Consider the following 21,459-nt stretch of genomic DNA (forward strand, 5'->3'; position numbering starts at 1 on the left):
TTTAATCCAAGCCCGGGCCATCCTGCGAAAAGCGAATGGGGTGCATCATGGGACTGAAGGTCAAAGCAGCGCGCGAGCTGGCACAGAATGTCTCTGTCCCCTTTGACCGCGCCCATGCCATGCCGAAATCGGTCTATACCGACGCCGATTTCCTGGGGCTGGAACAGGCGCACATCTTTGCAACCGACTGGGTCTGCGCCGGTCGCGCCGAGACCCTGGCCAAGCCCGGCGATTACCTGACCCTGTCCCTTGCCGGTGAGCCCATCATCGTCCTGCGCGACGCGGTCGGCATCCGCGCCATGTCCAACGTCTGTCGCCACCGCATGTCGACCCTGCTGCAGGGGCGCGGCCAAGTCCGGTCCATCACCTGCCCCTATCACGCCTGGACCTATAACCTGGACGGCAGCTTGCGCGGTGCGCCCGCCATGCATCTGAACGGGTCTTTTTGCAAGGAAGACATGGGCTTGCCCGCCGTGCGCTGCGAGGTCTGGCAAGGCTGGGTCATGGTGACGCTGAACCCTCGGGCGGCCTCTCCGGCAGAAACGCTGCAGGGCATCCGCGACCTGATCCCGGCGCTGGACATGTCCACCTATACCGAAACCAGTCAGGAAAGCTTTCGCTGGGCGACCAACTGGAAGGTCCTGGCCGAGAATTTCATGGAAAGCTATCACCTGCCGATGTGCCACAAGGGCACGATCGGCGGCGCCTCGCGGCTGGAAGAGATGGTCTGCCCCGAGGGCACTGACGCCTTCAACTACCACTCGATCCTGAAGGACGACCGCGTCCCCCTGGCCCTGGCGCATCCGTCGAACACCGTCCTTCAGGGCGAGGACCGGATCAAGACCTGGCTTCTGGCGATCTATCCGTCGCTGCTGATCACGCTGACGCCGGGGTATTTCTGGTATCTGTCGCTGACGCCCGACGGCCCCGGCCATGTGAATGTGCTGTTCGGCATGGGCATGTCGGCCGATTGGCTGGCCGACCCGCAAGCGCCCGCCCATCTGGCCCGCGTCAAGGCGCTGCTGGACGAGGTCAACGCCGAGGACAAGGGCTGCACGGAACGCGTCTATCAGGGGCTTTTGTCCGGCATGGCGCAGCCCGGTCCGCTTAGCCACCTGGAGCGGCCCAATTACGAATTCGCGCAGTATCTGGCGCGCAAGATAGGGTAAGTCATGGAAAAGGTTCAGGCTTTGGTTGTGGGCGGCGGTCAGGCGGGGATTGCGACGTCAGAGCATCTGACACGGATCGGCCTGCGTCATGTCGTGCTGGAAAAGGCCCGCATCGCCGAAAATTGGCGGACGGCGCGTTGGGACAGCCTGGTGGCCAATGGCCCGGCCTGGCATGACCGCTTTCCGAACCGCACCTTCTCTGGCGACCCCGAGGGCTTTCCCGGCAAGGAAGAGGTCGCCGCTTACATGGCGGGCTATGCGGCCCAGATCGAGGCGCCGATCCGCACCGGCGTCACCGTGACCAAGGTCCGCAAACTGACAGGCCGCCGCGGTTTTCACGTGGAAACCACCGCGGGAGACTACGAGGCCGATTACGTGATCTCGGCCACGGGCCCGTTCCAAAAGCCGGTGATCCCGGGCCTGGTGCAGGACCCGGCGCTGACTCAGCTGCACTCGACCGCCTATCGCAACCCCGGCGCGCTGCCTGCGGGTGGGGTCCTGGTGGTCGGCGCGGGCTCGTCCGGCGCCCAGATCGCCGAAGAGCTGCGCCAGTCCGGCCGCCGCACCTGGCTTGCGGTCGGCCCCCACGGCAGGCCCCCCCGCGCCTACCGGGGCCGCGATTTCGTCTGGTGGCTGGGGGTCCTGAACAAATGGGACATGGAGTATCAGCCGGGCAATGAGCATGTCACCATCGCGGTTTCGGGCGCCAATGGCGGCCGCACCGTCGATTTCCGCCGTCTGGCACATGAGGGCCTGACCCTGACCGGCCGCGCCGAGGCCTATGCGAATGGCGTCATGACCTTCGCCGGCGACCTTGCCGCCAACATCGCCAAGGGCGACACCGATTACCTGGCCGTGCTGGACGAGGCCGACGCCTTCGTGACCTCCAACGGCCTGAACCTTCCCGACGAGCCTCAGGCCCGCGTGATCCCCGCCGACCCCGATTGCGTGACAACCCCGATCCGCAGCCTGGACCTGAAGGCAGAGGGGATCACGACGATCATCTGGGCCACCGGGTTCGAAAACGACTATTCCTGGCTGGATGTCCCCGTGATCCAGAACGGCAAACCGCAGCACAAGCGCGGCGTAAGCCCCGAAACGGGCTTCTATTTCGTCGGCCTCCCCTGGCTGTCGCGCCGCGGCTCGGCCTTCATCTGGGGCGTCTGGCACGATGCGAAATTCGTGGCCGATCACATCGACAAGCTGGAACATTACCTCGCCTATCAAGGAGCAGCCGAATGACGACCCACAAACGCATCCGCCCCTTCAACACGAAGGTGACGTATCCCGAACAGAACCTGGACAATGACCTGTGCCATGCGGTCGTGACCCGCGGCGGTAGCACCGTCTGGTTCCGCGGCGCCTGCCCGCAGGATCTGGACACCTCCGAAAGCCTGATGACCACCGACCCGGTGGCCCAGACCCACAAGGTGATGCAAAACATCCAGACGCTGATCACCGAGGCCGGCGGCCAGATGGAGCATCTGGTGAAACTGGTCGTCTACCTGACCGATGTGCGCCACCGCGAACCCGTCTACCGCGTGATGGGAGAATATATCAAAGGCGTCCACCCGGTCTGCACGGGACTTACCGTGGTGGCGCTTGCCCGCCCAGAATGGTTGGTGGAAATCGACGCCACCGCCGTCATCCCTGACTGACCCCGCGCCCTTGCCCCACCCCCGGGTAGGCGCTGCCTCCCCGGACCCCACCGGAGATATTTTTGTCAGTATGAAAGACATGGCCCCTTTCATACTGATGCAAATATCTCTGGGGGTCCGGGGGCAAAGCCTCCGGGGCTTTCCACTGGAGCCACCCATGACGTTTTCGCTTGTTGCCCTTTGTGAACAGACCGGCCAGTTCGGGATGGCGATCTCCTCGTCCTCTCCGGCGGTGGCGGCGCGCTGTGCCAATGCACGCGCCGGGGTGGGGGCGGCGGCTTCGCAGAATGTCACCAACCCGGGGCTGGGGCCTCTGATGCTGGACGCCTTGTCCCGGGGGCTTTCGGCGCCGCAGGCGGTGGCGGCGGCCATCCAAGCCGAGGCTTACCCGGACTATCGCCAGCTGTTGTGCATCGACACCCAGGGGCGGACTGCGGTTTGGTCGGGCGACAAGGCGCTTGGGGTCTGGGGCGCGGCAGAGGGGCATTGCGTTGCGGCGGGGGGCAACATGCTGGCTGATCCGGGGGTGCCGCGCACCATGGTGCGGGCCTTTGAAACCTCGACCGGCCATCTGGGCGACCGGCTGCTTGTCGCCATGCGGGCGGCTTTGGCCTTGGGGGGCGAGGCCGGGCCGGTCCATTCCGCGGGCCTTTTGATCGTGGGCGACCATCCCTGGCCCCTCGCCGAATTGCGCTGTGACTGGGAGGAGGGCTGTCCCATCGCCCATATCTCCCGCGCCTGGGAGGTCTATAAACCCCAGATGGCAGCCTATCAGACCCGCGCTTTGGACCCCCGCGCCGCGCCGTCCTATGGCGTTCCGGGCGACACGTGAGCCTGCGTTTCACCCTGCGGCAGTTGGAATACCTGGTGGCCGTCGGCCAGTCGGGGTCGATCACCCTGGCCGCCGAAAAGCTGAACGTCTCGGCGCCGTCGATTTCCACCGCCATCGCGGCGCTGGAGGCGGAGTTCGGCTTGCCGCTGTTCGTGCGCAAACATGCGCATGGGGTGTCGCCGACCCCCGCAGGGCGCGAAATGATCCGGGCCGCGGCCGAGACGCTCGCTTCGGCCGCCCGCCTGCCTGACCTGGCCAATGCGGCGCGGGGCACGGTGGCGGGGCGGCTGACGGTCGGTTGCCTGCTGACCTTTGCCCAGATCGTCGTTCCGCAGTTGCGCCGGTCTTTCCTGGCGCGTTACCCGCAGGTTTCCTTTCACCAGGCCGAGACCCACCAGGCCGCCCTGATCGACGGCCTGCGCGATGCCAGCCTCGACGCCGTCCTGACCTATGACCTGTCCTTGCCCGCGGATCTGCAGTTCCTGCCGCTGGCGACCCTGGCGCCCTTTGTCATGCTGGGTCCGGATCATCCCTTGGCGCATGCCAGTGCTGTCACGGTCGCCGACCTTGCGCCCCATCCGCTGATCCTGTTGGATCTGCCGCTGTCTGGCGACTATTTCCTAAGCTTTTTCAACGGGTCAGGCCTGCGACCGCAGATCACCGAGACATCGCGGGACATGGCCGTCGTGCAAAGCCTGGTCGCCAATGGCTTTGGCTATGCCTTTGGCAATGTCCGCCCGCTGTCCGATCACGCGCCGGATGGGCGGCCCTTGCTCTTTCGTCCGCTGCTGGGCGTGGCGCCCCTTCGGATGGGGCTTTTGTGCGCGCAGGGGGCGACCGCCTCCCTGACCATCCGCGCCTTCATCGACCATGCGCTTGCGACCCTTCCCGCCCTCCTGCCAAGGCTTTCGATATGACCTATGACCTGTTGTTTCAGCCGGTAAAGATCGGCGCCAAGACCGCCAAGAACCGGTTTTATCAGGTGCCGCATTGCAATGGCGGGGGCTATCGCGACCCCTCGGCGGCGGCGGCGATGCGGGGGGTCAAGGCCGAGGGCGGCTGGGGCGTGATCTTTACCGAACAAACCGAGATGCACCATACCTCTGAAATCACGCCGTTTATCGAGCTGCGGCTGTGGGAGGACAAGGACATCCCCTCGATCGCGAAAATGGCCGCGGCGATGAAGACCCATGGCGGCTTGGCGGGCATCCAGCTGGCCTATAGCGGGATCAACGGGCCGAACATGTATACCAAAGAGGTCCCGCTTGCGCCCAGCGCCCTGCCGATCCGGACCTTTACCAATGACCCGGTGCAGGCCCGCGCGATGGACCTTGGCGACATTCGGAACCTGCGGCGGTGGTTCGTCAATGCGGCAAAGCGGTGCCGGGTGGCCGAATTCGACCTGATCTGCCTGTATGGCGCGCATGGCTTCGGGATTTTCCAGCATTTCCTGTCGCGGGCGACCAATCAACGGACCGACGAATACGGCGGGTCGCTAGAGAACCGCTCACGTTTCGCCCGCGAGGTCATCGCGGATATGCGCGACGCGGTGGGCGATGACCTGGCCATCACCCTGCGGGTGTCTTTGGATGAAACCATCGGCGACCTGGGGTTCTCTAATGCCGAGGTGCGGGATTTCATCGCGATGAACGCCGACCTGCCCGACCTGTGGGACCTGGCCATGGGGACCTGGGAGGATTGCTCGGGCCCGTCGCGTTTCAAGGCCGAGGCGGCGCAAGAGGAATGGGTGCGCGGCATCCGCGACCTGTCGCCAAAGCCGGTTGTTGGGGTCGGGCGCTTTACCTCGCCGGATGTGATGGTGCGGATGGTGAAATCGGGGGTGCTGGACTTCATCGGCTGTGCAAGGCCGTCGATTGCCGATCCGTTTTTGCCGAACAAGATCCAGGAGGGCCGGATCGAGGATATCCGCGAATGTATCGGCTGCAACATCTGTGTGACCGGCGACATGACGCAGGGCATGGGGCGCTGCACGCAGAACCCGACCTGGATGGAGGAATGGCGCCGTGGCTGGCATCCGGAAAAGATCGCGGCCAAGGGGGAAAGCCAGACGGTGCTGGTCATAGGCTCGGGTCCCGCGGGGCTGGAGGCGGCGCGGGCGGCGGCCCTGCGCGGTTACGATGTGGCGGTGGCCGAGGCGCTGGAGGTGTTCGGCGGGCGGGTCACACGCGAGCGCACCTTGCCCGGCCTGTCCGCCTGGGGGCGGGTGGCGGATTACCGGCTGTATCAACTGGGGCAGCGGGCCAATGTGCAGATGTATCAGGGCTCTCGCCTGACGGCGGATCAGGTGCTGGAGTTCGGGTTTCAACATGTCTGCGGGGCGACCGGGTCGCATTGGCGCGCCGATGGCGTGGCGCGGCAACATGTGGTGCCGATGCCAATCTCGGGCCGGGTTTACACGCCCGATGACTTGATGGCGGGGGATATTCCGACCGGTCATGTGGTGGTCTATGACGACGACCACTACTATATGGGCGGTGTTCTGGCGGAATTGCTGGCGACCAAGGGGGCGACGGTGACATTCGTCACGCCCTCGGCCTATGTGTCGGACTGGACGGCGAACACGCTGGAGCTGTCGTCGATTTACCGGCGGCTTAGCGGTCTTGGGGTGACGATCCGGCTGAACACCGGGGTGACGGCGGTCCGCGCAGGCGCGGTAGAGACCAATTGCAGCTATACCGACCGGCGCGAGGTTCTGGCCTGTGACGCGGTGGTCCTTGTGGCCTCACGCCTGGCCAATGACGGGCTGTATCACGACATCATGGCGCGTCAGGCGCAATGGGCGGACCACGGCTTGCGCGCGGTCCGGCTGATCGGGGATGCAGCGGCGCCGGCGCCTATCGCCTGGGCGACCTTCGCCGGCCACCGCTATGCGCGGGAACTGGACGAACCGGACCTTGGCGACGCGCTCCCGTTCCGCCGCGAAGTGACGCGGTTGGAGGATTGAAGCCCACCCTCCGGCTGCGGTCTATTTCTCGTAATAGGCATAGAACATATGCCCGGCGATGGACCCGACGTTCTGCCCCCGCGTTGCATTCATTTGGTCCAACAGAGCCTGATTTCCAATCGGCTCGGTCTTTATGCCGCCGCCTTGGGGATAGCCGTCCCTGTAGACGGCCCAACCGACGTCTGGCTGCCAGTTCAGCTCGGGCGTTTCGTCGACGGACTTGACGATCACCTTGCCCTCTTTCAGGGCCAGCATGAATTCTGCATGATCCTTATAACGCACGTCAAATCCGGCGGCGTTGCTTTTCAGGAAGTCCAACACCTGATGCCGGAAGGCCGTCTTGTCCTGCGGCACAACAAGGCCCGAGGTCGTCACCTCGACATGGTCGCCAAGCATGGCCACCTTGGCCACTTCAGACCCGCGGCCGAAACAGTCGATGGCAGTTTGCGCGGTCAGCATAATCTTTGTGCCATGGCCCAAGGCCGCCTTGGCCAGTGTGGCGGGGCTGCCAAGGCGTAGCGTGACAGAGACTCCTTACCTCTACCTTACCCGCAAAGCCGCGCCGATATCGTGCCTAGCGCAGCGCGTTCATCGCCTGAACCAGGGCCTCGGTGATGGCGGGTTCTGACAGGGCGTGCCCTGACAAGGCGATCAGCCGCAAGGTGCAGGCGTCCCACCCCTGAGCCAGCGTCCAGGCGCCAATCGGCGGGCAGATCATGTCCAGCCGGCCTTGCACCAAAGTCGCTCCGATATGTTCGATCCGGTGACGGTTGGCCATGATCCAGCCATCGGTCTCCAGGAAGCCCTTGTTCTGGAAGTAATGATTCTCCAGCCGGGCAAAGGCGCGGGCGTAATCGGCCGGACCCTCGCCCCAATAGGCATCGGAGCCGACCGAGGCCAAGGCGTTCTCCCAGTTCGACCAGATGCGACCGTGGCGGATCTCCTCGGACAGGTCGCCGGAAAACAGCCGCCGGTGATAGGCGGCGATCAGGTCGCCGCGTTCGTCCTGAGGGATCGGCGCCACGAACCGCGCCCACAGGTCGGGGAAAAACGCCCCCGCACCGCCGGCATAGAACCAATCAAGCTCTGCCTTGGTCATCAGGAATATCCCGCGCAGCACCATATGGGCCACGGCGCCCGGATGGGTGATCGCATAGATCAAGGCCAAGGCCGCGCCCCAGGAGCCGCCAAACAGGATGAACTTCTCCACCCCCAACTCGGCGCGAATGACCTCGATATCCGCGACCAGGTCCCAGGTCGTATTCGCCTCGACGCTGGCATGGGGGCGCGACCGCCCGCAGCCGCGCTGGTCAAACAGCACCACCCGAAACACCGCAGGGTCGAAATAGCGCCGCATCGCGGGGGAACAGCCACCCCCCGGCCCGCCATGCAGGACCAGAACCGGAATCCCATCGGGCCGACCGCATTGTTCGACATAGATGCGGTGGCCGCCTCCGACGTCGATCATCCGCTGGTCGAAGGGCTCGACCGGCGGGTAAAGGAAGTCGGTCGCACGTTTGGGGCCTGATCTCTGATCCATTCCGCCTTATATAGCCAGCATCGCCCGCGATGAAACGGAGAATCCCATGCAAACCACCATCGACCCCGCCGAAGTCGCCAAGTTCGAGGCCATGGCAGCGGAATGGTGGGACCCCAAGGGCAAGTTCAAGCCGCTGCATCTGATGAACCCCTGCCGGCTGGACTATATCACCGCGCAAATCGCCGCCGAGTTTGGCCGCGACCTGAAGGGCGCGCTTCCGTTCCAAGGCCTGCGCCTGCTGGACATCGGCTGCGGTGGCGGGCTTTTGTCGGAACCCATGGCGCGGCTGGGGGCCACGGTCGTGGGCGCCGATGCGGCGGCGCGCAACATCCCGGTGGCGCAGGTCCATGCCGAACAGATGGGGCTGACCATCGACTACCGCGTGACCACCGCCGAGGACATGGCGGCTGCGGGTGAACAGTTCGACGTGGTCCTGAACATGGAGGTCGTCGAACATGTCGCCGATCCACAGGGCTATTTGACCGCCTGTCACGACCTGTTGAACCCGGGAGGGATCATGATCTGCTCGACCCTGAACCGGAACCCGCAAAGCTTCATGATGGCGATTGTGGGGGCGGAATGGGTCATGCGCTGGCTGCCCAAGGGCACGCATGATTGGCAGAAATTCATCACCCCGGACGAGCTTTACTCCCTGATCCAGCGCGCCGGCCTGACGCCTTTGGACCGCAAGGGCATGGTGTTCAACCCGGTGACTTGGTCTTGGCGGATCTCGGATCGGGATCTGTCGGTGAATTACGTGACAACCAGCCGGAAAGAGCCCATGTCCTAAGGCGCGGTTGCCCTTTGCCGCCCCGTTTGCGATGGTGAAACCAAGGGTAAGAGGTGCGCGATGCGGTATGTTCTGGCTTTGGTGACGGGCCTCGCTGGGCCTGCTGCGGCGGATATCACGCTGAATGTCTCGGGCGACACGGCCACGCAAAAGGCGGTCCGCGCGGCCTCGGGTCTGTCGATGGACGGCAAGACCGCGCTGGACCTTTATACCGATGCCCAGGCCGAATATGGCCGGCTGATGGGCGCGCTGTATGACCTGGGCCATTACGGCCCGGTGATTTCGGTCAAGATCGACGGGCGCGAGGCGGCCTCGATTGCGCCGCTGGATGCGCCCGATGCCGTGGGCGCTATTGTCGTGACGGTCGATCCGGGGCCGCTGTTTCACTTTGGCGCGGTCGCTGTGGCGCCCCTGACGCCGCAAACCGAACTGCCCGAGGGCTTTGCCACCGGCGCGCCCGCCTTTGCCGGCCAGGTCCAGGCGGCTGTGACGGCTGGCATCGACGGCTGGCGAGAGCGCGGCCATGCCAAGGCCAAAGTCGGCACGCAAAGCCTGACCGCCGATCACCCCAGTCAGACCCTCTCTGCCGATATCACCCTTGCCCCCGGCCCGGTCCTGCGCTTTGGCAGCCTGACCGTCACCGGCATGGACCGCATTTCCCCCGACCGCATCCGCGCCATGGCGGGCCTGCCGACCGGTCAGCGATTTTCGGCCTCCGAGGCGAAACGCGTCGCCGAACGCCTGCGCCGCAGCGGGGTGTTTTCATCCGTCACCCTGTCCGAGGCCGAGGGCATTACCCCGCCCGATGTCCTGAACTTTGCCGCCGAAGTGACCGAGGCCAAGCGGCGCCGTTACACCTTTGGCGCGGAATATGCTACCGACGACGGGGCGTCCCTGAACGCCGCCTGGCTGCATCGCAACATCTTTGGCGGGGCAGAGCGGCTGGAATTCACCGGAAGCGCCTCGAACATTCAGGCCGGGGCCAGCGGCATCGACTATGACCTGGGCGTCAGCCTGGACCGCCCGGCCTCTCTTGGCCCCGATACGGCGCTGGCCCTGAAGGCGGGCTTTGCCCATGTCGATGACGCGGATTACCGCGCCAATACGCTGACGGTTTCCGCAGGCTTCACGCGGTATTTCACGCCTTCGCTGACCGGCACGGCGGCGCTTGCGGCCAGCTATGGCACGGGCGAGGACGCGACCGGCGACTTCACCCAAAGCAGTCTGTCCCTGCCGCTGTCCCTGACCTGGGACCGCCGCGACAGCACGACCAATCCGACGCGGTTGTTCTATCTGAACGGCACGCTAAAGCCCTTTGTGGGCTTTGACAGCACCGATACCGGCGCGCGGCTGGCCTTTGATGCGCGGGCCTATCGCAAGGTCGGCGGGTCCGTGCTGGCCTTGCGGCTGCAGGGCGGCGCGGTCTTGGGCGCGCGGGTCCTGCGCACCCCGCGGGAGGATTTGTTTTACTCCGGCGGCGGTGGCACGGTGCGGGGTCAGCCCTATCAATCGCTGGGTGCGGCGGTGATCGAACGCGGGGCATCCGTCGGCATTGGCGGGACGCAGTTCATCGCCACCTCGCTTGAGGCGCGGGTGAAGGTCACGCAAGCCATTGGCATCGTGGGGTTCTTTGACGCGGGCGGTGTCGCCATCGCCGGAGAGGGCGACTTTCACGCCGGGGCGGGCCTGGGTCTGCGCTATGAAACCGGGCTGGGCCCCGTGCGGCTGGACCTGGCGGTGCCAGTGGCGGGCGACACGGGCGATGGTCTGCAAATCTACGTCGGTCTGGGGCAGGCATTTTGATGCGTAAAATCGCCATGACTTTGTGTCTGATGCCCGGAATGGCCCTCGCCGATGCGGCCGAGGACAAGGGCTGGATCGTCAACTTCTTGCAAGACAACCTGTCCGGCGCCGGGCGGCAGGTGCAGATCGACGGGTTTCAGGGGGCTTTGTCGTCCCAAGCCAGCCTGCAACGCCTGACCATCGCCGATGACCAGGGTGTCTGGCTGACGCTGGAAGGCGTCACGCTGGACTGGAGCCGCGCGGCCCTGCTGTCGGGTCGGGTCGAGGTCAATGCCCTGACCGCGCAGTCGATCGACCTGGCCCGCCTGCCCGACAGCCCGCCTCAGGCCGAGGCGGGCAGCTTTGCCCTGCCGGACCTGCCGGTTTCGGTGGCGATTGCCGGGGTCTCGGCGCCGCTGATCCGGCTGGGGCCGGGGGTGCTGGGGCAAGAGATCACCGCCAGCCTTTCGGCCTCGCTTGGCCTGGAGGGCGGCTCGGGTCAGGGCCAGCTTGACCTGACGCGGCAGGATGCCGAAGGCCATGTGCGGCTGACGGCCAGCTATGGCAATGCCGGCGGCGTCCTGTCGCTGGACCTGGATGCGGCCGAGGGGCCGGGGGGGATCGCCGCCAGCAAGCTGGGCGTGCCGGGCGCGCCGGCCACCGGGCTGCGGATCGCGGGGACCGGGCCGCTGTCAGACTTCACGGCGCAAGTGAACCTGACCACCGATGGCGCGACGCGGCTGGGGGGGCTTGTCACGCTGAAAGACGGCGCGTTTTCCGCCCTGCTGGCGGGTGATCCGACGCCGGTTTTCCTGCCGGAATACGCCGCGTTTTTCGGCCCGAATGTGGCCTTGCAGGTCAAGGGGTCCAATGGGCCGGAGGGGCTGGTGCTGGACAGTCTGGCCGTGCAAGCCGCCGCCCTGACGCTGGAGGGGCGGGCGCGCTTTGCCCCCGGGGGGCGGCCGACGCTTCTGGATGTCACCGGGCGGCTGGGTCTGGGTGCGGCGGTGACGCTGCCGCTGACCACCCCGGTGACGGTGCAAAGCGGCACGCTGCGGCTGTATCACGATATCACCGCCGGGCCGGGGTGGAGCCTTGAGTCCGTCCTGAACGGCCTGACCACGCCGACCCTTGCGGCCGGGCAAATCGCCTTGCGGGCCAATGGCGACCTGGCCGAGGGGGTCTTTGACGGCACCGCGCGGGTCACGGCCCTGGGCCTTGCGCCCCAGGACCAGGCCTTGGCGCGCGCCCTGGGGACCAAGGTCACGGGCGCGGCCCGGTTTCACAGCGACGCGGCCGGGCTTCGGGTTGAAAACCTAAGCCTGACGGCGCCCGGCCTTGCCCTGACGACGCTGGGACGGATCGGGATGGATGGCGGGTTTTCGGGCCAAGCCTCTGGCCATGTCGATGATCTGACACGGCTTTCCCTGTATCAGCCCGGTGTTTCGGGCGGGGTGCGCTTTGACCTGTCGGGCAGTGCCAATGCGCTGACCGGGGCCTTTGACCTGACCGGCAGCCTGCTGGGTCAGGCTTTGGCGGTGGGGCAGTCCGAGGCCGATGCGGTGCTGGCCGGGTCCAGCCGGATCACGGTTTCGGCCCTGCGCGACCAGACCGGCGTGACGCTGCGCGCCGTGACGGCCGAGGCAGGGGGCGTGACCGCCGCGCTGTCGGGCAAGCTGTCCAGCGCGGGCAATGACCTGACGGGGCAGGTCGCGGTGGCCGATCTGGCGGTGATCGGGCGGCGCGGCGCGGTGACGGCCGATGGGACGCTGGTGGGGCAGACCCTGACCCTGCGCGCACAGGGCAATGGGCTTGGCATCGGTCAGGCGCAGGTCGACCGGCTGCTGGTCGGGGTCTCGACCGTGACGCTGCAGGCCGACCTTCAGACGCTGGAATTGCGGGATTTCACGGTTCGGACCGATCAACTGACGGCCACGGCCAAGGGCAAGCAAGAGGCGCTGACGGTTCAGGCGCGGCTGGCCAATCTGGGGCTTTTCGTGCCGGAATTCCCCGGGCCGGTGACGCTTTCGGGCACGGCGGGCTGGCAAGAGGGCGCGGTTCTGGACCTTGCCGTCAAGGGTCCGGGGCAGATTGCGGCGCAGGTCGCGGGGCGCCTGGGCAAGGCCCTGACGATCAAGGGCACGGGAGCGGCGGCGCTGGCCAATCCATTCTTGCGGCCGCGCTCGGCCTCGGGCGGGCTGCGCTTTGACCTGGCCTTGGGGGACCTGGCGCTGTCGGGCCTGACCGGGTCGATCCAGCTGACCGGAGGGCGCTTTTCGGACCCCGCCTTGCCCTTTGGCCTGACCGATATGGTGGCCGGGGTGCAACTGGCCTCGGGGCGGGCACGGGTGACGGGCGGGGCGCAGGTGTCGACCGGGGGGTCGGTGGATGTGGCGGGTCAGATCGGCCTTGGCGCGCCCTATACCGCTGATATTGCTGTGACTTTGAACGCGGTGACGCTTCGCGATCCGCAGTTGTATGAAACCGCGGTCAGCGGGACGATGGCGTTTCGGGGGCCGGCTTTGGGGGGCGCCACGGTCTCGGGGACGCTTGGCCTTGGGCGGACAGAGCTGCGGATTCCCTCGACCTTGGCGGGCGGTGTCGCACTACAGGGGCTGACCCACCGAGGCGACAGCGCCGCCGTCAGGGCGACGCGGGCGCGGGCCGAAGTCGATGCGACGGGGACGAAAACCGCCGGGCCGGGCTATCGGCTGGACCTGCGGATCACCGCGCCGAACCAGGTCTTTTTGCGCGGCCGGGGTCTGGATGCCGAGCTGGGCGGCGGGCTGACCCTGCGCGGGACGACCAACGCGATCCTGCCGCAGGGTGGCTTTTCGCTGTTGCGCGGGCGGATGGATATTCTGGGCCGCCGTCTGACCCTGTCAGAGGCGAACCTTGACCTGCAGGGCGCCCTGGTGCCGATGGTCCATGTCGTAGCCTCGGTTCAGGCTGCCGATATCACGGCCACGGTGACGGTGGACGGGCCCGCAACCGCGCCCGAGGTCAGCTTTTCGTCCTCTCCGTCGCTGCCGCAAGAAGAGGTCCTGGCGCAGCTGCTGTTTGGCCGCACACTTGAGACCGTCTCCGCCTTTCAGGCCGCGCAACTGGCCTCGGCGGTGGCGACTTTGGCGGGGCGCGGCGGTGAGGGGATCATGGGCAAGATCCGGTCGAAAACCGGGCTGGACAACCTGGATGTGCAAACCAGCGACACCGGTGCGGCCAGCCTGACGGCAGGCAAATACCTGAGCGAGAAGCTTTATTCCGAAGTCACCGTCGACAGCGCGGGCAAAAGCGAGGTCAGCATCAACCTGGATGTCGCCCGTCACATCACCCTGAAGGCCAAGGTCGATACCGAGGGCAATTCAGGCGCCGGGATCTTTTTGAAAAAGGACTACTGACGCCGCCTCTCGGCATCGACGGCGGCGCCCAGCAGCACCGAAAAGGCGCTGGCGTAAAGCCACATCAGCAGGATGACAACGGCGCCAATGGTGCCGTAAACCTTGTTATAGCTGGGAAAATTGGCCAAATACAGCATGAAGCCCCGCGCGGCCAAGGCCCAAAGCCCGACCGCAACCCACAGCCCCAGCGTGAACCAACGCGGCTTGCCCCGGTGGTTCGGCCCAAAGCGATAGGCCAAGGCGATCGAAATCAGGACCAGCACCACGCCCAAGGCCAGGTTCGCGCGGTGCAACAGGACCGCGTCATCCCCCGGCAAGGGCAGAACCGCGATGACCAGGGGCGCCACAACCGTCGCCAGCATCGCCGCCAGCGCCAGCCCGATCAGCGCCAAGGTCAGCGCCATGGCCTGCAAATGGTGATGCCCGGTGGCCCGGTTGGGCAGGCGGTGAACCGCGTTCAACCCGCGGATCAGCGCATCAACCCCCGCCCGCGCCGACCACAGCGCAAACAGCGTCGACAGCACCGTGGCCCAACCCAGCGGCGCGCCACTGACCGCCAAAAGCGCCGCAACCTGCGTGTGGATCAGGCTTAGCGCGTCGGGCGGAAGCACGGGACGCAACATGTCCACCTGCTTGTCGATGATCGCCGGGTCCTGCACCGCGCCCCAAAGCGCGATGATGACCGCCGTTGCCGGGAACAGCGCCAGAAAGCCGAAAAATGCCACGCCGGCGGAAATCAGGCTCAGCTCGGCCTGTTCGACCCGCCGATACAGGTTCAGCGTCGCAGCCATGACGCGCGGCGGGACCCAGGCTGTCAGCCGGCCGCTCAATTCGACGAACTGGACGAGCCCGAGGCCGAACCCCGGCTGCCGCCCAAGATCAACAAAAGCACCAGCGGCACCGCGGCCAGGGCCTTTTGCCCCGCCGGTCGCGGACTGGACAGCACGGGTTTGGGGGCCGGTTGCGGCAGGGTCTGCGCCTGGACCAAGCTGGCCGACAGCAGGCAAAAGATCAGGGAAACAAGGGTTTTCATCGTCAAACTCCGCGTGTCATGGCGCAACTGGCCGCAGGGTCATCGGGCTTAGTCCCGGTGCCAAAAGCTGGACCGACTCCTGCAAGGCCCCGCCCGGACCAAAGCGATAGAGGTTCTGGAACTGCACATCGCCATCCCGGCACGTCTCTGTCACGACCCGCAAATCGCCCTCTGTCGCGGCCGAAAAGTCGCAGTCGAAATCCACCTGGATCGCACGGTCCGCACCGTCAAGATATTCGTGGATGCGGTGGAAACTGCCGGTCCCGGCGCGGACCTGCGCGATCCCCGGCACATCCGAGGCCATGAGATCGGGACCAAACCCGCCGGTCTGGCGCAAGATCCCGTCCTGCAGCGTCACGCTTTGCCCGGTCGGGGCCAGCCAGGCCTGACCGGTCTTGGCCGCGGTCCAGGGCTGCATCCGGCCGGCAAAACCCAGGCCCGGCACCGTCACCTCCAGCGAGGGGCCAGCGACCTCGGGGCCCAACTGGGGCTGACCGAACAGCGCAGCGGGCAAGGCGCCCAGCGCCCGGGCCGAGGTCATGAAATCGCCGCGGTCGGGCGCATTGCCGCAGCCCGCCAAGGCCAGCAGCACGATCAGACAGCGCCTCATTTCCACACCCGCCCCCAATCCGCCGTGATCCGCGCGGCGTCATAGTCGCGCAACGTCTCATACAGGCGGCCATCGACCTGCAACCGCGCGCCGCCGTCGCCCTGAATCGGCCTCAGCACCACATAGCGGGCGCCCCGGCTGGGCTTGGCTGTGAACCAAGTCGTTGGAATCTGCAGGAAAACGCCCTTGTCAAAGCTGCCCTCGCCGAAGTCGTCGGCCGACGCATTGGTCAGCGTCATAAAGCCGCCCAACCGCCAGCCATTGGCGAAATCACGGGTCAGGGTAAAGGTCGCGCCCTCGTCCCCCGCCAGATAGCGCCCCAGATCGACCTGCAGGTTATAGCCGCGGCCCAGGTCGGCATAGCCCGAGACATGGCCGGTGGCGACGCGGTAATCCCGGTCGGCAAAGCCCAGACCCGCGCTGTCACGCTGCGCCACGTAATTCGCCTCGACGCCCAGGGACCACATCTTGCCCTCGGGCCGCCACAGCATCTCGGCCGAAATGCCGCCGAACATCCGCTCCAGATAGCCCGCCGTCACGCGGCCATAAAGATCGGGGCCCAGCCGGGCATAGCGGGCGGCGGTCAGGGTCTCGATCGCGGGACCGTCGGCAAGTTTGTAATCGGCCTCAGAGCTGCGGACATTGGGCAGGCGCGAGGGGGCCTGAACCTCGGGGCCGCGGGTGCCGCTGGTCAGCGATTGAAAGACCGAGCCGGCAAAGACATAGCCGGGGGCGGGTTCATAGCGGGCGGCGGCGCGCAGGCCAAGGAAAATCTCGGTCGGGTCGCGCGGGTCAAAGGTGCGGGTGGCAACCGCGGGCAAGATCGACCAGCGGAAGGCCGGATAGGCCGCGGGATTGGCGGTCAGACCCGCGGGCGGGGCGCCGGCCTCTTGCAGGTGGCTGCGCACCAACAGCGCATCGCCCGCGCCCAGCGTGCCATCCAGCTTTTCCAGGTTGCTGCGGTAAAAGACGACCTTGGTCGCCGCCATGCCGCTTTCCATCGGCACCAGTTCGAAAACCTCGATCCCGGCGGGCATGACATGGGTCAGCGCCCTGGCCACGCGGCCCATGGCCTGCGCGGGCGCGTCATAACTGGCAGAGCGGAAGCGAACCTGAACGCGGTCGCCGGTGATCTCCAGCGCCTCGACGGTCAGGCCAAGGTCACGGTCCAGCAGGCTTTGCAGCGGGGTGATATAGCTGGCATCGTCGGCAACGGCGCTGGCGGCAGGGCGGGCGCGGATCGGCAGGGGCGCGGGACCGGTGACGCCGCCGCCCGGCCGCTGCCCGGGGTTCAGCGTGATGGCCAAGTTCAGCGCGACTTGGTCGCCATACATGTAAGAGGCGCCAAAGCTGTAGGCGTCGTTGGGGTGATATTCGATGCCGAAGTTCCAGGGGCTAACCCGGTCAAAGGTGCCGCGCTTGCCCGCCTCTTCGGCATAGGCATCCGAAGAATACTCGACCTTGGCCGTCCATTTGTCGTTGATCGCATATTCGACGCCGCCAAAGAAAGCCGCATCGCCACGGAACCATTGGTCGGTGTTGGGCCTGCCGCCCTTGCCCACCTCGACCGCGGGCCGGTCGCCAAAGGGCGCGCCCAAGGGGTTGTAACTGCCCAAACGCCCAAAGCCCAGGCCAGCGGTCAACTTGACGCGGCCGGCGAAGGTCTTGGTCGCGGCCAGGTATTCGGCCGAGTTGATCCCTGTGCCCGCGAAGTCGATCATCCCGATGGTCAGCGCCGGGCGATAGCGGCCTTCGGTCAGGATCTGATACGCGATGTCAAAATTCCGGTCGTAATAGGTGGAGAACTGGTTGATCCCTTTGCGATCCGTCGTGTTGGCGTTCCAATTGTCGATGCCGACATAGCGGAAGGTCCCGCTGAGCCGGGGCGTGAACTGGACCGAGGCCGAATAGCGCAGCACCGGCCCCATGCGTGAGGCCTGCAGCGTGAAAAGCCCATCGCCGCGCGCCTCACCCGAGGGCATGTCCAGCAGGCCGGGATTGCCGTTCAGGTTCGACGAGGGCAGCATCTGCGCCACCGCGGCAGAGCCCCAAAGGGTCAGCGCCGTTCCCGCCAGAACTCGGGCAACCAAACTTGGCACATGCGACACGAGACACCCTTTCCTGACCGACAGCCCACCTTAGCCCGACACGGCGAAAGTTGAAAGCGCGGCTCAGGGCTTGGGCGCTTGATCCGCCAGCACGACGGGCAGCGTGCCAAACCCTTCGACACAGGTTTCGGCGACCTTGCGGGCGGCATGGGCATCACCCGTCGCCGTCGCCTGACGCAGGCCTTGCAGCGCCTTGGCCATGTCCAGCTCGGACAGGCTGCGTTCGCGGGCGCGCAGGATTTTCGCATGGGGCGTGGTCAGCAGGCCCGCGCCGATCAACAATTCCTCATGCAGCTTTTCGCCGGGGCGCAGGCCGATCATGCGAATCTCGATGTCGCCATCCGGCGTCGCCTCGTCGCGGACGCGGTAGCCTGCGGCCAGGATCATCTGTTCGGCCAGGTCGCGGATGCGCATCGGTTTGCCCATATCCAGCACAAAGACATCGGCTTCGGCGCCGCCCAGCGGGAAAGAGCCCGCCAAAAGCACCAGTTGCACCGCCTCTGACACGGTCATGAAATAGCGCGTCACGTCCTCGTGGGTCAGGGTGATCGGCCCGCCCTTGGCGATCTGTTCCTTGAACAGGGGCACGACAGAGCCAGAGGACCCCAGCACATTGCCAAAGCGCACGATGGCGAAATGGGTCTTGCGCGCACGCTTGGCCAGGTCTTGCACGACCATTTCCGCCATCCGCTTGGACGCGCCCATGACATTGGTCGGCCGGACCGCCTTGTCGGTCGAAATCAGGATAAAGCGTTCCACCCCGGCCTCTTCGGCGGCATCGGCCAGGATGCGGGTGCCCAGCACGTTGTTCGTCATGCCCGCCAGAGGGTTACACTCGACCAGGGGCACATGTTTATAGGCGGCGGCATGGATCACCACCTCGATCCCGTGGTCGGTCATCGCCGACCGCGTCGCGCGCGAATCGGTGACAGAGCCCAGCAGCGGCACCAGATCCAGCGCGCCGAACTCTGGCCTTTCGCGCAACTCGCGGTCGATGTCGTAAAGCGCCTTTTCGCTGACCTCATACAGCACCAACTTGCGCGGGCGGGCCTGCACAAGCTGGCGGCACATCTCGGAGCCGATGGAGCCTCCGGCCCCCGTCACCATCACCACCTTGCCGGAATAGATCTGCGCCTCGGCCTGAATCTCATCCTCGACCGACTGGCGGCCCAGGAAGGCATCGGGGACCACGGGAGCCAGATTGTCCACCAGCGCCTCGGTGCCAACCAGCTGCGCGAAGGACGGCAGCGCCAGCACATCCAGCCCCAAACCCTTGAGCCGATGGGCAATCTGCATCTGCCGCGGGGCCGAGGCAGAGGGCATGGCCAGAAGGACGCGGTCGATTTCCTTGTCGCGGACCAGCTTTTCGATCTTGTCCGGCGCATGGACCCGCAGCCCCGAAATCGTCATGGTCTGCTGGCCGGGATCGTCGTCCAGAAAGGCCACGACCACGATGGATTCATGGCTTTTCAGCGCGGCGGCCAGCTGCACGCCGGTCGTGCCCGCGCCATAGATCGCCACGCGCCACCGCCTTTGCCCCCAGCGCAGCACCATCAGATAGATGTTCAGCATCGCCAGCCGCACCCCGACCGAGGCGATAAAGAACGTCAGCCCGAACAGCGCAAATCCGATCAGCGAAAAGCGATAGCCCACCAGTTGGAACATCGCCCACAAGGCCACGACCAACAGCGCGGCAAAGGTCGCCGTCTGGCGATAGGACAGCGATTCATAGGCCTTCAGCCGGATATTCGGGATGCCCAACCCCACCGAAAACGCCGCCGAAACCGGCGCCAACAGGGCGATGACGACGGAAATCCGTGCCACCTCTGCCCCGGGCCAAAGACTGGAATTCTCCAGCATCAAGGTCAGGAAAAACGCCACAAGGGCGATGGCGACATCAAGCCCAAGGAAGACCAGCCGCTTTTCCACGCGGCTCATGCGTTCGACCAACCCGAATAGAGCGGACCGCAAGGGCGACATGGGGGTTACACTGGCCTTTCGCATTCTGCCGGACCGCCTGCTGAAGTGTCGCAAGGTCCGGTCGCGTCATAGCTGACATCGACCGGTCAAGGCTAGGCCCCAAGCGTCATGGGATCAAGCCTTGCAGCGATCTTCGGGCACAAAGCTTTCAGCGCCGTAAATTCGCGGCATGAAAAACCGTGCGAAACATCAGGCCCAGGTCGGAACACAGCGTCCGGCGCCGTTGATAGGCCAGGTCGATGCGGGCCTTGCGCGGGATGCAGCGGCGGCAATAAACCGCGTCGGTTTCGGCGGCGGTCTGGCAGGCGGCCAAAAGCCGCTCTTCGTGGCGGTGAAAGGTCAGGGTGGCCAGGCCCGTCACCCCCGGCTTGTCGCGCAGGACCTGCGCATAGATCTGCGGAAAGCGTTCGACATAAACGCGCAGGGGCGGGCGCGGGCCGACAAAGCTGATGTCGCCCTTCAGGATGTTCCACAGCTGCGGGATCTCGTCCAGACGTTTGCGGCGCAGGAACGCGCCGGTCCGCGTGATGCGCGCCACCTTGTTCCCGCCCGAAACGCCCTGTTCCGGCGCGGCCACCGCCATGGTCCGCAGCTTCCACAGGCGAAAGGCGCGAGTGGGCGCGCGCATCCGCTCGGCCACATAGAACAGCGGCAGGCCCTCATGCCACAGCAGCCACAGGCAAAGCGCCGCAAAGGGCAGGGCCAGCAGCGCCATCAACAGAAGGGCAAGGACAATATCCATCAGGCGCCTCATGGCCAGATGCCCTTCAGGCTGGCCAGTTCCGCCACCAGACCCGCAGCCGAGGCCGGGGGCAGGCCCAGGCGTGAGACCTCCATTTCCGCATGGGGCACCGGGGCGGCGCGGGGGCCCAGGGTCCAATCGGCGCCCATCGCGGTCAGGATATCGGCCATCCCAAGCGCGGGGGCCTGCGCCAGGTTCCACAGGCCGGGCGCGGGGTCCTGCACCAGCCGCCACAGCGCATCGGCAAAGGTCAGCGGCCCGATCCAGGACCGCATCGGACCCCGCGGCCCGGCTTGGTCCAGCGTGACCGGCCCGGCCAACGCCTGCCGCGTCAGGGCATCGGCGCCGAACAGATTGCCCAGCCGCAGGACCATAGGCCGATGCGGGGCCAAGATCGCCTCGACCTGCAGTTTCGCGCTTGCATAGTCGCTGGCGGGAGCGGGCGGCGTCGCTTCGGTGAAAGGACCCGCCCCCGGCCCATAGACCGCGATGGACGAGATCACGACCACCCGATGCCCCGGACGCAACACCCCGGCCAAGGCCCGCGCCGCCCTTGCGTTCTGCGACAGGTCGCCCCCCGTCGTCCCGGCCAGATGCAAGACCCGGGTGCCCGGGGGCAAATCCGGCGCTGCCCCCGCCCCCATATCCCAGACAAGATCGCGCCTTCGCCCCGACCAAACCACCCCGCGCCCCGCCCAAAGGTGGCGCAAAAGCTGGCCGATGCGGCCCTGTGCCCCGGTCACAACAAGGCCATTTTCGCGAAGAAGTGACTTATCCACAGACCTATCCCCAAGGCCCTGCCGCGCAGAGCCGTATTCCGATTGACCTGAACCGCCTTGCCGGTATGACTCA

The 21,459-nt window shown here is 66.1% G+C and carries 18 protein-coding genes; 9 read left to right on the top strand and 9 right to left on the bottom strand.

The window, feature by feature from the left end; all coding sequences use genetic code 11:
• The first annotated feature begins 47 nt into the window (after window positions 1–47).
• The 6 genes from NX862_RS08685 to NX862_RS08710 all read left to right on the top strand — a co-directional run bounded on the left by NX862_RS08685 (window position 48) and on the right by NX862_RS08710 (window position 6,624).
• On the top strand, window positions 48–1,169 hold the full coding sequence (locus NX862_RS08685) for an aromatic ring-hydroxylating oxygenase subunit alpha (RefSeq protein ID WP_264493511.1): 1,122 nt from the start codon (window positions 48–50) through the stop codon (window positions 1,167–1,169).
• Between the two features lie 3 nt (window positions 1,170–1,172).
• Complete coding sequence (locus NX862_RS08690; RefSeq protein WP_264493512.1) at window positions 1,173–2,411, top strand: flavin-containing monooxygenase; 1,239 nt, start codon at window positions 1,173–1,175, stop codon at window positions 2,409–2,411.
• Window positions 2,408–2,827, top strand: coding sequence for a RidA family protein (locus tag NX862_RS08695; protein ID WP_264493513.1), 420 nt, complete (start codon window positions 2,408–2,410; stop codon window positions 2,825–2,827). The genes NX862_RS08690 and NX862_RS08695 overlap by 4 nt, the downstream gene beginning before the upstream one ends.
• A 157-nt stretch (window positions 2,828–2,984) precedes the next feature.
• Window positions 2,985–3,659, top strand: a complete 675-nt coding sequence (locus tag NX862_RS08700) for a DUF1028 domain-containing protein (RefSeq protein ID WP_264493514.1) — start codon at window positions 2,985–2,987, stop codon at window positions 3,657–3,659.
• Complete coding sequence (locus NX862_RS08705) at window positions 3,656–4,576, top strand: LysR family transcriptional regulator (protein WP_264493515.1); 921 nt, start codon at window positions 3,656–3,658, stop codon at window positions 4,574–4,576. Before NX862_RS08700 ends, NX862_RS08705 begins: the two co-directional genes overlap by 4 nt.
• Window positions 4,573–6,624 (top strand): oxidoreductase, encoded by a 2,052-nt coding sequence (locus NX862_RS08710; RefSeq protein WP_264493516.1) that lies wholly within the window; start codon window positions 4,573–4,575, stop codon window positions 6,622–6,624. Before NX862_RS08705 ends, NX862_RS08710 begins: the two co-directional genes overlap by 4 nt.
• A gap of 21 nt (window positions 6,625–6,645) precedes the next feature.
• Here the strand turns inward: NX862_RS08710 and NX862_RS08715 are convergent, their stop codons facing one another.
• Both NX862_RS08715 and pip read right to left on the bottom strand, forming a co-directional pair.
• Window positions 6,646–7,083, bottom strand: coding sequence for a hypothetical protein (locus NX862_RS08715; protein ID WP_264493517.1), 438 nt, complete (start codon window positions 7,081–7,083; stop codon window positions 6,646–6,648).
• Window positions 7,084–7,198: 115 nt separating this feature from the next.
• A complete protein-coding gene (gene pip / locus NX862_RS08720) occupies window positions 7,199–8,164 on the bottom strand; it encodes a prolyl aminopeptidase (RefSeq protein WP_264493518.1) in 966 nt (321 codons plus the stop codon).
• Window positions 8,165–8,210: 46 nt separating this feature from the next.
• Between pip and ubiG the strand changes: the two genes are divergently transcribed.
• Genes ubiG through NX862_RS08735 form a run of 3 tightly spaced genes read left to right on the top strand, consistent with a single transcriptional unit; the run spans window position 8,211 to window position 14,134 of the window.
• Entirely contained in the window at window positions 8,211–8,954 is a 744-nt protein-coding gene (gene ubiG, locus NX862_RS08725; protein WP_264493519.1) for a bifunctional 2-polyprenyl-6-hydroxyphenol methylase/3-demethylubiquinol 3-O-methyltransferase UbiG, read from the top strand.
• 60 nt (window positions 8,955–9,014) lie between these two features.
• Window positions 9,015–10,757, top strand: a complete 1,743-nt coding sequence (locus NX862_RS08730; RefSeq protein WP_264493520.1) for an autotransporter assembly complex protein TamA — start codon at window positions 9,015–9,017, stop codon at window positions 10,755–10,757.
• Window positions 10,757–14,134 carry a translocation/assembly module TamB domain-containing protein gene (locus tag NX862_RS08735; RefSeq protein WP_264493521.1) on the top strand — a complete coding sequence of 1,126 codons (3,378 nt, stop codon included), beginning with the start codon at window positions 10,757–10,759 and terminating at the stop codon, window positions 14,132–14,134. The genes NX862_RS08730 and NX862_RS08735 overlap by 1 nt, the downstream gene beginning before the upstream one ends.
• On the opposite strand, the gene NX862_RS08740 is transcribed toward NX862_RS08735, so the two are convergent.
• The 7 genes from NX862_RS08740 to NX862_RS08770 all read right to left on the bottom strand — a co-directional run bounded on the left by NX862_RS08740 (window position 14,128) and on the right by NX862_RS08770 (window position 21,386).
• Complete coding sequence (locus NX862_RS08740) at window positions 14,128–14,925, bottom strand: YihY/virulence factor BrkB family protein (protein WP_264493522.1); 798 nt, start codon at window positions 14,923–14,925, stop codon at window positions 14,128–14,130. The genes NX862_RS08735 and NX862_RS08740 overlap by 7 nt on opposite strands.
• Window positions 14,926–14,960: 35 nt before the next feature.
• Window positions 14,961–15,167, bottom strand: coding sequence for a hypothetical protein (locus tag NX862_RS08745; protein ID WP_264493523.1), 207 nt, complete (start codon window positions 15,165–15,167; stop codon window positions 14,961–14,963).
• Between the two features lie 16 nt (window positions 15,168–15,183).
• Complete coding sequence (locus tag NX862_RS08750; protein ID WP_264493524.1) at window positions 15,184–15,777, bottom strand: YjbF family lipoprotein; 594 nt, start codon at window positions 15,775–15,777, stop codon at window positions 15,184–15,186.
• Window positions 15,774–17,885: a YjbH domain-containing protein gene (locus tag NX862_RS08755; RefSeq protein WP_264493525.1), complete on the bottom strand. Its 2,112-nt coding sequence runs from the start codon at window positions 17,883–17,885 to the stop codon at window positions 15,774–15,776. Before NX862_RS08755 ends, NX862_RS08750 begins: the two co-directional genes overlap by 4 nt.
• 63 nt (window positions 17,886–17,948) lie before the next feature.
• A complete protein-coding gene (locus tag NX862_RS08760) occupies window positions 17,949–19,823 on the bottom strand; it encodes a polysaccharide biosynthesis protein (protein WP_264493526.1) in 1,875 nt (624 codons plus the stop codon).
• Window positions 19,824–20,013: 190 nt separating this feature from the next.
• Entirely contained in the window at window positions 20,014–20,607 is a 594-nt protein-coding gene (locus NX862_RS08765) for a sugar transferase (protein ID WP_413694547.1), read from the bottom strand.
• Window positions 20,608–20,615: 8 nt separating this feature from the next.
• On the bottom strand, window positions 20,616–21,386 hold the full coding sequence (locus tag NX862_RS08770; RefSeq protein WP_264493528.1) for an NAD-dependent epimerase/dehydratase family protein: 771 nt from the start codon (window positions 21,384–21,386) through the stop codon (window positions 20,616–20,618).
• Between the last annotated feature and the right edge of the window lie 73 nt (window positions 21,387–21,459).

The organism is Stagnihabitans lacustris (genome assembly GCF_025950525.1).
Taxonomy (GTDB): domain Bacteria; phylum Pseudomonadota; class Alphaproteobacteria; order Rhodobacterales; family Rhodobacteraceae; genus Stagnihabitans.